Origin of the sequence: Microcystis sp. M44BS1, assembly GCF_020244875.1 — a bacterium.
Taxonomy (GTDB): domain Bacteria; phylum Cyanobacteriota; class Cyanobacteriia; order Cyanobacteriales; family Microcystaceae; genus Microcystis; species Microcystis panniformis.
The window spans coordinates 1-12,406 of record NZ_JADBVM010000211.1 but is presented as its reverse complement, the minus strand read 5'-3'; the positions used below and the strand labels follow the sequence as shown (position 1 = coordinate 12,406).

Here is a 12,406-nt window from a genome sequence, read left to right as displayed (position 1 = left end):
TGAAAATTTTTGCCTCAAACCCTATCGGCGTAAGAACTTCAGGATTTTGTGTCCAGTAGTTCATTAGTATTTCATTGCTTGAACTCAGGCTCTGTAAGACTTTTAGCCATAGCTAGTATGTTTATACGGGGGAAGTCCAGCTATAATTTCCTAGCAAGGGTGGAAATTAATCCCTCTCGGTGTTGCCGTCGCACAATTTTGTCGGTTGCTGGTTCTCGTCAGCTTGTTTGTCAAATATACCAATTCCAGTTTGAATCGGTGCTGTTATGTCAAGATTCAATATTTCTGGCTGCAACGGAACTGGAAAATCAAATAATCTATTTCTTCAAATCTTCTTACCTTGGACAAAAATAATGAAATTCGAGGAAATCCAAGAGATTCTTAATGGGCAACTGCTCAAGCTTGAGAATCGCTGTCTCAATGACACAGAACAATTATTATTGCGAGGACTTTGGCAGAAAAAGAACTATCAAGAAATTGCCCAAGAAAATGGTTATAGTAGCAGCTATCTTGCCAATGTAGTTGCCCCAGGACTCTATGATAGAGTCTCGCAACTGATCGGAGAAACGATCAATAAAAAAAATTTTTTATCTAGACTACAATCTCATTTTACCAACTCCACATCGCTTCAGTATTGCGGTAATGAATATCCCCAGAATGAGCGTCCAGAATACCCCGATGCTCCTGTTCCCTATAATTCTTATTATTATCTAAAACGAACAAAACTTGAAGCAAAAATTATCGAGGAGATCGGCCAATCTGGGGCGTTAGTACGCATTAAAGCTCCCAAAAAATGGGAAAAAACCTCTTTATTATTAACAATTTTAGAGGCTTGTCAACAACAATTCGGTTATCAAGTTGTTAGTTTAGATTTACAAAAAGCAGACCAAGACATCATAGCAAATTTTAACAAGTTCTTACGCTGGATCTGCCGTAATTGCGCTCGGCAGTTGAATTTAGAAGCCAAATTAGATGATTATTGGGATGAAGATATAGGAATTAAAATGAGTTGGACAATTTATTTTGAAGATTATATTTTACGAGAAATAAAACAGCCACTGGTATTGGCTTTGGATGAAGTGCATCGAGTCTTTGAACACCCGAAAGTAGCGGAAGATTTTTTACCTTTAATCCGAGCTTGTTATGAAGAATCTAAGCGCTCTCCCCTGTGGCAGAAATTACGTTTAATTATTGTTCAATCCACAGAATCTTATGTTTCTCTGCGATTAGAACAGTCTCCTTTTAATGTGGGATTACCCATAGAGTTACAGGGTTTTGGTCAAGAACAAGTGGCAGAATTGGCCAAAAAATATCAATTAAATGAATTAGCAACCAACGAAATTCAACAATTGATCGACTTAGTAGGGGGACATCCTGCCTTGATTCATTTAGCGATTTATCATCTTAGCCAAGAGCGAATCACGATGCAAGATTTAATCAAATCAGCAACTACATTAACGGGGATTTATTCCTCTCATTTACAGCTGCACTGGGTCACTTTACAAAAACAACCCGAACTGGCCGATGTTTTTCAACAGATTTGTCAAGGTAATCAACCAATAATAGTCGATCCAATTATTGCTTATAAACTTAATAGTATGGGTTTAATTAAACTCAGAGAAAATAAAGCAATTGTCAGTTGTCAGTTGTATCAAAAATACTTTATAATTCAATATACTGGTTCGGTATAAATAAATTTTTGAACTATGGTTTTAAGATAGCGATCGCTCAAGCCAATCATTATTAAATATCGTCTGATAAATTCGATTATGAACGTCCATTTTCCCATGGCGTTTTACCACTAATCCAGATAAAAACAACTCAGGTAAATAGGGATTGTCATCAATCTGTATTGGTTCTTGATGGAGGATTTGTCGATACAAGGTTAATAAATGGGGTCGGTTTGGACTTTGAAGAAGGCGATCTTGAATGGTTTTTAAATGTTCGGGTTGATCTTGCAGCTCCCAATCTTGAATAATTTTTTCTGCTACTAAGTTGGCCAACCATTGTTCTTCTTGATTAGAGGGGATTGGTTGCTCACTATCCCGCATCAGTTGACAGAGTTTTTGAGTTAAGAAAGGTTGTCCTCCCGTCCAGCTTAAGACTTGTTTAAGCATGGTCTGAAGATTACTGACTTTTTCTGTTAACCCATATAATAAAGGTTGGGCTTCGTGTTCTTTAAAACTTGCTAATTCAATAGCGTTACCAATATTAAAAGGTGTTTTCTGGGGGTCAGTAATTAAAGCTGAAGGTGTGGTAGCACCAAAAAAGGCGAAAGTTAGCTCTTGAGATTGAGGTTGAATCGCTCTCTGGTTATAAAAAGAACGAATTAAAGCAAAAAAGTCAGAAACATCAAAATTTAACCCTAGAATGCTATCAATTTCATCAATAAATATCACAGTCGATTGTTTAGATTGCCGCTGATTAAAATCGTCATTAACTAGAAGAAACTCTTCCATAAATTCTCCTAACCGTTGTACAGGAGGCAGGTCTAATTGTTCACTCCACCAAGCTTTAAAAGTTTTCAATTGTTTGATTAATCCAAAACTGCGGAGCAGATCAACTGCTAATCCTTTATACCATTGTTCGGGGGTAATATTGTCTGTTCCTAGCCGAGTTAGGTCAATTACTGCACATCTAATTCCCTCCTTTTGTAATTGGCTCATCATCCGTACCATTAAGCTAGATTTTCCCATTTGACGTGCATTTAAAACATAGCAAAATAGACCTTGTTTGAGAGCTTTATAAAGATTGCGATCGGCTTGTCGAACCACATAATTCGGCGCATCCATCGGTAAACTTCCCCCCACTTGATAGACAAATTGGGGGGGTTGTTCAGCAGTTTTAAGCAGGTCATTTTCAAAGATAAGTTCCGCTTGAGTTGCTTTCAGTACCTCTAAAGTGTTTGTGAGTTCTTTTGTCCGTTCTTCTACTCTTTGTTCTAAGGTTTGATAGAGTCTGGAGTTATCAATAGAGATAGCAGCTTGAGCTGCTAGAATATTTAATAGTTCAACTCTTTCTGAGGTAAATGCGCTGGTTGTTAAATTATTTTCTAAATAAACAATTCCTTTTAATTGACCTTGATTGAGTAAAGGAGTACAAAGAATGGATTTAGTTTGTTTAGCCACAATATAATAATCATTGGTAAATTGACCTTCAGAAGTTGCATCACTTAAAACGATAGTTTCTTTTGTCCGAGCGACATAATTAATAATGCTAGTGGGTAAAATGGGAATTGAGTTGTCATGGTCGATAGATTCTAGGGGAATTGACTCTAGGATATTAACCGTTCCCTTATCAATTGTTCCTTGAGCTTCAATGACCCAATTTCCTTGCTGTTCTAAAATCAGACAACCTTTCTGCGCTCCTGCATTTTCAATGACAATTTTCATTAAGTTTTGCAGAAGATTTTCTAGTTTAATTTCTCCAGAAATTGCTTGCGAGGCTTTGAGAATAGTGGTTAAATCAAGAACTGCTCCACCATTACCAGTAGCTGAAATAGTGGTACTCAGTCCTTTAGATTTGTTTTGATTGCTGATGTTTAATAAATATTGAGGGTATTCTTCTTCTAATTGTTTAACTTTGGCTTTTGCGCCCCAACGAGTGTAACAATGATAGGCATTTCTTAAATAAAATTTCCCGATTTCTTCTCTACCTAAAGTAAAATAAAATTCAGAGGCACGTTCATAAGCTAAAGCCTCTTCATGGATAAATTCGTATTTTTTTGCTCCTTGAATTGCTTTTTCATAAAATTCTTGAGCTTTCCAGTTTTGACCTAAGACTCTGGCCTTTTCTGCCTCGACTAGATCACATTTATGTTGAAAGTTTTCAGGACAGTGACTAGCATAATTCTTCAGGTGGTTTAAATTTCTATTAATTTGTTTTAATAATTCTTTTTGTTGTTCTCTATTACAAGTAGGATAATAGGCAAGATGAGAAAGGGAGAAGAAAAAAATATGGTGTGGTTTGCCGATATAGCCGACAATCGCTATCACATACTTATCTGCATACTGACTATTATTAAAAGCCTCGACATAATCTTTTAAAAAATAATTAATAAACATTTTGCCAAAATAGTAAATAAACAACAACCATTGATGATTATTTTGGATAAAATCTTTTATATACTGAGCTTCTTGATCTTGGGATTGACCAATTAAAATAAAATATTTAGGTCGATCAATACCGATCAAATTAACAACCATATTGCTGCATATTTCTATATAGTTACGAGAATAATCAAGGTTGAGAGATTGAATTAATTGGCTACATTTGTAATAATCTTGCTCTAATTCTTTTAAATTACATCCTCCGAAAAATTTGATTAAGCAATAATCTAAAGCCAGGTAAGAAACATATTCATTATTCCCCACATTGACAAGTTTTTGTAAACTATTCAGTAATTGTTCTAAGATTATTTTTTGATTAATATGCTCTTTCCAATACATAATACAGCCATAATAGTCATGAATAATAAAAGCCTCTATTTGCGTGATATTATCCTTTTCTAAGAGTGCCATAGATAGTTGGCCAAACTGATAACCAAAATCTAAGTCTTCTATAATTCCACATAGAAGCACTCCATAGAGACTATAAGTAGCGGCTGCCTGAGGGGGATTGTTATAATTAAGGCAAAAATTAAGCTGAATTAATACAACTTCAACAAATAATGCAAAATTTGTTGTCGCTAAAGCAGTTGTCACCTTTTGCATTACTGAAATAGCGGCAAGTTTATAAGGGTCGGTCATTTTCGGTAAGTAAACTAAGTCTTCAACTTTTTTATCTTGTAATAGTAATTTCAAGGATTTGGTTTGTTGCTTAATTTTATTTTTGATTTTTCTCTCAGTGACACCTTTTTGATTTTGGTCAATCTTGATTCCCAATTGTTCTAAAGCAATAAGTGCGACATTAATAGCTATATCTGGCCGAAATTGAGCGTAATAGGACAAGATTTCTAGTTCATAAATTTTGACTCTATCAAGAATGTTAGTCACTTTTTCTAAAACATCTGTAGATAGCTCTTTCATGCGCTCCCACTCTGTATTCTGGTAGAGAGTTTCTAACAATTCTATCTGAATTTCTAACGTTAACTGATATTGATTTTTCCAGCTATTATTACCTAACAAAGCTAAACTTTCTTCTAAAAATATTAAGGCAACTCCATAAGCAGTTGAAGCTTTTGCTTTTTTCGCTGCTTGAAGATTTAATTTGGCTAACTCATTTTTTTCTGATTGTTTAGTGATTAAAGTAGCTCCCTTATTAAAGTGATTAACAATATCAAAAAGGTGATTGTGTAAATCATCTTCTTGAACATTTTTGAGGAGGAGACGGCCAATCTCTAGATGAACTTCTCTTTTTTCTTCCTCTGATATAAGAGAATAAGAAGCTTGTTGTACTCGATCATGTAAAAATTTATAACAGACAGATAAAGAATTTTCAGCACGGTTGTTTGATAATTCTTCTAAATCTAACAGCAAAGGAACTTTATAGTTATTGTCTAGGGGAATAATCAAACCCATATCAAGAGCAGACTGTAATTCTCTAGCCGTGATAATTTGAGATTTCTGGTTGAGCAGAGCCAGAATTTTTAAGTTAAATTCATGGCCAATACAAGCAGCTAATTTGAGAACCTGTTGAGTTTGATCATCTATTTTTTTGATTTTATTGACCATCAATTCAATGACGTTATCAGTGATAGAGACCTTTTCAATTTGTTTTATATCCCATTGCCAATAACCTTGGGGATTATCTTCTGAGTTTAAAAAAGATTGACCGATGTTAAGTCTTAATAACTTTTCTTGGTATAAAGAATAGAGAAGTTGACTGAGGAAAAAAGGATTTCCGTTGGTTTTTTTGAAAACTAATTGAGCTAAGGGTTTTGTCAATTCTGTTGAACAAATCAGGGTATCAGCAATTAATTGATTAACATGATTTATTTTTAGGGGTTTAAGGATAATTTGGTTAATTGTGACTTTTGCTTGCTGAATTTTTTCTAAGGTGCGTCTTAGTGGATGAGTTGAACTGACTTCATTATCTCGATAAGCCCCTATCAAGAGACAATATTGAAGCTCTGGATCTGAAATTAATTGTTCAATTAAATTCAAAGAAGGTAAATCTGCCCATTGTAAATCATCAATAAAAATAACTAATGGATGCTCTTTTGTTAAAAAGACATTCATAAATCTTTTAAAGACTCTATGAAATCGATTTTGATTTTCAGTTTTACTAAGTGTTTCAACGGGATGCTGTTGTCCAATGATTTTGGCAACTTCGGGGATTATATCAATAATAATTTTTCCATTACCATCTAAAGCTTCTAACAATTTTGTTTTCCAGTTTTGTAGAATAACTTCCGGTTCACTCAAAACTGTATATATTAAGTCTTGAAAAGCTTTAGCAATGGCTGAATAAGGTATGTCTCCCTGTAATTGCTCAAATTTACCCCGAATAAACTGGCCTTTTTGTTCTGTAATCGGTTTGTGAATTTCACTGACTAAAGCAGTCTTGCCAATACCTGAATAACCGGAAATGAGAATTATTTCTTTTGTTCCCTGAATAACTCGCTCAAATGTTGTCAACAGTTGAGTAATTTCTTGTTCTCGACCATAAAGTTTTTGGGGAATCTGAAACTTTTCAAAAATATCCAGTTTTCCGAGAGAAAAGGGCAATATTTGTCCTTGAGACTGTAATTGGTTCAAGCAGGTTTCTAAATCTGCTTTGATTCCCCAAGCACTTTGATATCTTTCTTCTGGGGTTTTCGCTAATAATTTGATAACTATATTAGAAATTGCTAAGGGAATATCTGAGGTGATTTCATGAGGGGGTAAGGGATGTTGTGCGATATGACAATGAACTAACTCCATCGGATCAGTTGTTTCAAATGGACGTTTATTAGTTAAAAGTTCATAAAAAGTTACCCCCAGACTATAAAAATCACTCCGATAATCGAGTTTTCGATTCATTCTTCCAGTTTGTTCTGGGGCAATATAAGCTAATGTTCCTTCTAATTGATAGGGAGAACAAAAGGTTTGAATTTCTTGAGATAAATGGGTAGCAATTCCAAAATCAATAATTTTAAGTTTTTGAGTTTGCCGATTATAAACAATGTTAGATGGATTAATATCTTTGTGAATAATATTAGCGTTATGAATGGCCGCTAATCCCTCTGTTATCTGAATGGCAATGATTAAAAATTCTTCTGGGCCTAATTGACGTTGAGATAACAATAAATCTAAAGATTGCCCACCAAAATCCTCCAAAAACATGACTAAACTATTCTCATGTCTTTGTAAATCATAGGACTTAATGGTACTATCTACCTTGAGAGAGGAAGTAATTTCATATTCCTGTTTGTAGCGTGTAAGGTCTGAAACACTTGGATAATTTTCTTTAAGAATTTTTAGAATAGTAGGTTGATTATCTGGCTGTGTAGTGCCTCGATAAACCAACGTTTTGTTACTTTCATATATTTTCTCAAGAATCCGATAGTTAGTCACCATAATATTTTAACCTAGTAAGCCATAGTATAAGCTCATGTTTAAAGTTTAACACTTATTCTATGGCTAGGCTAGGTCTTGTGATGGGTATTTAATTAGCTACAAGTTGTTGGAAGATAAGGAACCGGTGGAAAGGGATCGCTAACTGTTTCCTGTGTGTTGTTCACATCTACCTTGCTTGTTAACCATTCACGCGGGACATCATCTAAATTAACATTCTCGGCACTGGGTTTGGGAGGATAGGGCAATGTCATAATAAAGAAAGGCCCTTTTTGTTCTAGAGAAGGTTGAGGAATTTCTTGGAGACTTCCTTCAAAGGTATCCCATTTGACCTGGATGAGAAAATAGTCGATTTCTTCCTGATCAAAAACTGCTCCAAAACTATTATTGGGAAACCAAGGTTCTAACAAATCTCCTTTTTTTCCTGTTAGTAAATCTACCATATCTGTATAGGTCGGACTTTGGCGTTGAAAATCATTGTTCTTAAAGTGGAGAAATATCCGCCGTATTTGTAGAGCATTTTCATGTTCATGTTCTAGCCAAGAAATAGCTACGATTTGAGCCAATTTTTTGCACTGTTTTACAATTCGATTATAATAGTTATGTGTAGTCTTTACCCCATCTGAATCTGACGCACGGGAAGCTTTAGCTTTAACTTTATTGGTATCGGTATCGGTACTAACAACAAAGCTGTGTAATTGCTTAATACTTTGAGATGTAATCATGAGCAGAAACTCCTTTGATTTGAAGATTTGTGGAAAAAATAGAGACGCTAAATGATGGCTAAACTCTGTAAAAAAAATTTCCTTAAGAGGCTAAACCATAAAATCGTTGAGGATTTTCCCAAACGATTTTTTTAACGATCTCCTGAGATAAGCTGTCTTCAAGTCCTATAACTTTTTTTACTCCATCAGCCTGATGATCCATGTGAGGATAATCAGACCCGAAGATTAAGTTATCAGAACCGATAAAATCAATGACCTGAGCCAAACAGGGTTCAGAGGGTTCCACTGCAATGTAACATTGACGGCGAAAATACTCCGATGGTAGTAATTTTACCCGATCTTGGACTTCCCAATGTAAATTTTTGTATTCTTCGTCAAGCTTCCATAACCAATAGGGAAGCCAACCACACCCGGACTCTAGAAACGCCACTCTCAGCCTCGGATGACGTTCTAACACCCCCCCTTCAATTAAGGCTAACAGCGCCATCATTTGTTCCATCGGGTGAGAACAAGCATGAAGCGCAAACCGACTATTAAATCGCTCTGCACCAGTGGTGGGTAGGCGGCTATGAGTGCCTTCATGAATTCCTACAGCCATGTCCAAATCCTCGCAGGCCGCCCAAAAGGGTTCATAGGCTAGATCGCTCAAAATTCTGCCTTTAACCGGGTTAGGGCGCAAAAAAACCGCTTTCCAGCCCAAGTTTGCCATACGGTGTAGCTCTTTGACCATATCTTCGGGATCATGTTGATTGACTGCGGCGACTCCTTTCAGTCTAGCCGGGTCATAGCTACAATATTCTTCTGATAACCATATATTATAGGCACGGACAAAAGCCCCCATCACTTCGGCGGGTAGGCTATCAATGGCAAATAACCACAGTCCATAGGTAGGATAAATAAAGGCCCTATCTACCCCCATTTGTACCATTGCTTGAACATGGGATTCCGGGTTATAGCGATTGAGATAAGCATGGGGATGAGCTTGCATCATCTGCTTATTCCCTTCTGCTTGGACTTGTGGGGAGATTTTTTGACTAATCGGTTCTCCTTTGATTTTCATGTCAGCAGAAGGAGCAAATTCCCTAAATTTAGGTTCTAGGTATTGGCCCCACATTGCGGGGGGTTCAATGACGTGGGAATCAGCATCAATAATTTTGTAGCCGTTGAGCATAGCGATTTTTTGGCAATTTTCTAGCTAAATTATATTTGATTGGGAAAAAGCGATCGCTTTTTTGCTGCCTTCTTTTCATCCCCTAAAACTCCCTGGATTGATTGGGTTAAACTTGATACAACACTTTATTAAACTTAACGAATGGAAGCGATTGAATTTAAAATGATTCTTCATCATGGCACAGTTGTCATTCCCCCTGAATATTCCTCTAAGTGGGAAGGTAAGGCGATCCGTGTGATACTTTGCGGGGTGAAGTCATTCGCTTGATTTCTGCTCGTCGTGCTACAAAACAAGAGAGAAAAACTTATGAGAAAGGAATATGATTTTTCTAAAGGAAAACGAGGGGCGCTCATTTCCTCTACGGGAAAAACACGCATTACCATTTATCTAGATGATGAGATTCTAGCTTATTTTCGAGAACAGGCTGAAACCGCAGGAATGGGTTATCAAACCCTAATTAATGAGGCTTTAAAACAATATATCCAATCTCCTTCTGAGCGATCGCTCACTCAGTCCGATTTACGTCGTATTCTTCGGGAAGAATTATCGGTTAGGCGATCGCTGTGTTGTTCTGAGGAATAGCGATCGCTTTTTAATTTTTTCTGGTCAAAGTTTAGTTAAACGGTAAGAGGGGTAATTTTGTAAAGATGTGCTAAATTGGAAGCTTTTTGTAGATCACCTTGACGAAGGGCTTCCCGGACATCATCTAATTTTTGAGCGTCTTCTAATGATAAATAGGGCGACCATCCTTCGGGAGTCTCAATCAGTTCGACTTCCACTTCAGCCATGTACTCTCCAATGTGGATGAGTTTAATGTGAGACTTTTTTGTCATAGTTTTCTCCTTGTAAAATCACTTGACCAACGTGCTGGATCAGGTCTATAGGCAGTGACTAGAACAGCAGGCGATTCGGTATTCTTGGCTATACCCCAAACCACATGAACGGGTTTACCCTGACTATCTTTCTGTAAGACTAGCACACAACGCCCTTTAGGATATTCCGGGTAATCTTCGAGAATGACAGCTTCTCTAATACCTGTTATCACATCCCTTACCAGAATACCGTCATTTGCTAGTTCATCGTAGCCATGGGCTGATATTTTGACTTGCCCACGGGAAAGTAAAGCCAGAACTAATTGGAAGGTTATACTCATCATCTAATCATAGCATCTCTTTATTCAAGGAAGAAGGCGATCGCTGTCTGTTTTCAAGGATTGCGATCGCTTTTTTATGCTTTCTTTTCATTCTCTGAAAACGCTACCAATCAATTGATTGGGTTAAACTTGATATGACACTTTATAAAGCTTAACGAATGGAAGCAATTGAATTTAAGACGATTCTCCATCATGGTACAGTTGTCATTCCCCCTGAATATTCCTCTGAGTGGGAAGGTAAGTATATTTGTGTAGAAGATGCTAATGTCCGATAGGATTTTTCTCAATACGAATATCTTAATCCATGGATATTCTCAGGATGAGCCAGATAACCCAATCAACAAACCTCTTTATTAATTTTAGGTTAAGGAATAACTTCAAAAGATAGCTTGCCTTGAAATCGGTAGATATAGAAATCTGTATCTAAAGTAAAAATCAGCCTTTGATTAAGAGCTTCTGCTGCCGCTACTAAGGAAGCATCTGCTAAATCCATTGGTACATCTCGATATTGTTCCATCAAGAAACGCATTCTTTGAATGTCTGATGATTCAAAAGAATATAATGATAAATCTTGATTTTCTAAATAACTCCATAAAGCCTTTTGTCCGAGCCAACCCACATCCCTTCCCAGTAAATACATCCCTTCGACAAAGCATGGCCATGTGGTCATCAGAGGAGGTTGTAAAAAGGGTAAAACAGCAACACAGCGTTGATGGTTATTGTCGCTTCGACTTAGTAAGGCAATAAGCGCAGACGCATCACACAAAATCAAGACAAGTCCCCTCTTTTTAGCTGTTTTTCCTGCATTAAATCGGCAAATTTTTCTCCTGTGTGGGTAGAAAGGTCTGGGGAAACCCCTTCAATGATACCCACTTTTCCCTTAAGGACTTCAGCGAGGGAGTTACTAGAGGGTATCTTTTCTTCGTCTGATACAGAATCAAGTACAGTTAGCCTAACTCTTCGCCCTTTTAATTCAGAAGCATAGGCGGCAATTTCTTCCCAAGTTCCTTCGTAAATTGATTGTGCCATGAGAATGATACTTGTTTAAACAGTAATACTCATCATCTAATCATAGCATTTCTTTATTCAAGGAAGAAGGCGATCGCTGTCTGTTTTCAAGAATTGCGATCGCTTTTTTGCTGCCTTCTTTTCATCCCCTAAAACCGCTACAAATCAGAGGGTAAAAGGGTTTTGAGAATTTTAGTCGCCCGATTAATTCATTTGTTCTACTTTCAGGAATGAGGGAGTCATACCATAAAGTGACCCTTTAAATCTAATACAAATCTAATATAAATCTAATATAAAAGTTAATATTCTACTCAAAAAAACCTATTAGAAAAGTATTAACTTTAGAGATTGCCATTACTCAAAATAAAACTTATTCTGGTATCAAAGGTGATTAAACAAATCACTTTTAACCCAAAAGACAAGGCATTTTGCCTCAAAAAATCTCGTTAACTGGAGAAAATACTAATGACAACTATTACATTGGTTCAAGCCGCAGCACATGATGCTAATCATATTCGTTTAATGACAGCACAACCCATGAATGTTAACCTAACAGGTCTGGCAGGTGGTGCAATTCAATTTACTTGTACTAATCACTTCGCCACCATAACCGGTGCAAGTACAGTTGATATCACCTATGACGCTGGTGTTCCACAACAACATGAAACTATTCAAGTTAGTTCGGTAATGTCATAACCATTGCATGGTTGATGCGGGTGCATCCCACTTAGGAATGAGCATAAATACTCAGAAGGCAGGAGCGATTGAGATAAGCACATCGCAGACGGAGAATAGGGGAAACATTCTCTCGTTTCCAGCTTGCTCCTGACAGCTTAACCCGAGCACCGACCTG

The 12,406-nt window shown here is 36.7% G+C and carries 10 protein-coding genes; 3 read left to right on the top strand and 7 right to left on the bottom strand.

The window, feature by feature from the left end:
- Nucleotides 1-353: 353 nt before the first annotated feature.
- Nucleotides 354-1,691: an AAA-like domain-containing protein gene (locus tag IM515_RS16685; RefSeq protein ID WP_287630287.1), complete on the top strand. Its 1,338-nt coding sequence runs from the start codon at nt 354-356 to the stop codon at nt 1,689-1,691.
- A 21-nt stretch (nt 1,692-1,712) separates the two neighbouring features.
- Here IM515_RS16685 and IM515_RS16680 read toward each other — a convergent pair whose 3' ends face one another.
- From IM515_RS16680 to IM515_RS16670, 3 genes are all read right to left on the bottom strand, one after another.
- Nucleotides 1,713-7,499, bottom strand: a complete 5,787-nt coding sequence (locus IM515_RS16680; protein WP_287630286.1) for an AAA family ATPase — start codon at nt 7,497-7,499, stop codon at nt 1,713-1,715.
- Between the two features lie 92 nt (nt 7,500-7,591).
- Entirely contained in the window at nt 7,592-8,221 is a 630-nt protein-coding gene (locus IM515_RS16675) for a hypothetical protein (protein ID WP_287630285.1), read from the bottom strand.
- 82 nt (nt 8,222-8,303) lie between these two features.
- Nucleotides 8,304-9,392 (bottom strand): amidohydrolase family protein, encoded by a 1,089-nt coding sequence (locus tag IM515_RS16670; protein WP_287630284.1) that lies wholly within the window; start codon nt 9,390-9,392, stop codon nt 8,304-8,306.
- 306 nt (nt 9,393-9,698) lie between these two features.
- On the opposite strand from IM515_RS16670, the gene IM515_RS16665 reads away from it, so the two are divergent.
- The gene (locus tag IM515_RS16665; RefSeq protein ID WP_002785377.1) at nt 9,699-9,974 is read left to right on the top strand and encodes a BrnA antitoxin family protein; all 276 of its coding nucleotides are present in this window, start codon (nt 9,699-9,701) and stop codon (nt 9,972-9,974) included.
- 35 nt (nt 9,975-10,009) lie between these two features.
- Here the strand turns inward: IM515_RS16665 and IM515_RS16660 are convergent, their stop codons facing one another.
- The 4 genes from IM515_RS16660 to IM515_RS16645 all read right to left on the bottom strand — a co-directional run bounded on the left by IM515_RS16660 (nt 10,010) and on the right by IM515_RS16645 (nt 11,574).
- On the bottom strand, nt 10,010-10,225 hold the full coding sequence (locus IM515_RS16660; RefSeq protein ID WP_002766691.1) for a hypothetical protein: 216 nt from the start codon (nt 10,223-10,225) through the stop codon (nt 10,010-10,012).
- A complete protein-coding gene (locus tag IM515_RS16655; protein WP_002766689.1) occupies nt 10,222-10,548 on the bottom strand; it encodes a DUF4258 domain-containing protein in 327 nt (108 codons plus the stop codon). The genes IM515_RS16660 and IM515_RS16655 overlap by 4 nt, the downstream gene beginning before the upstream one ends.
- Before the next feature lie 361 nt (nt 10,549-10,909).
- Complete coding sequence (locus tag IM515_RS16650) at nt 10,910-11,311, bottom strand: type II toxin-antitoxin system VapC family toxin (protein ID WP_223211792.1); 402 nt, start codon at nt 11,309-11,311, stop codon at nt 10,910-10,912.
- 2 nt (nt 11,312-11,313) lie between these two features.
- On the bottom strand, nt 11,314-11,574 hold the full coding sequence (locus tag IM515_RS16645) for a hypothetical protein (protein WP_002766683.1): 261 nt from the start codon (nt 11,572-11,574) through the stop codon (nt 11,314-11,316).
- A gap of 444 nt (nt 11,575-12,018) precedes the next feature.
- On the opposite strand from IM515_RS16645, the gene IM515_RS16640 reads away from it, so the two are divergent.
- Entirely contained in the window at nt 12,019-12,249 is a 231-nt protein-coding gene (locus IM515_RS16640; protein WP_287630283.1) for a hypothetical protein, read from the top strand.
- The last annotated feature ends 157 nt before the right edge of the window (nt 12,250-12,406 follow it).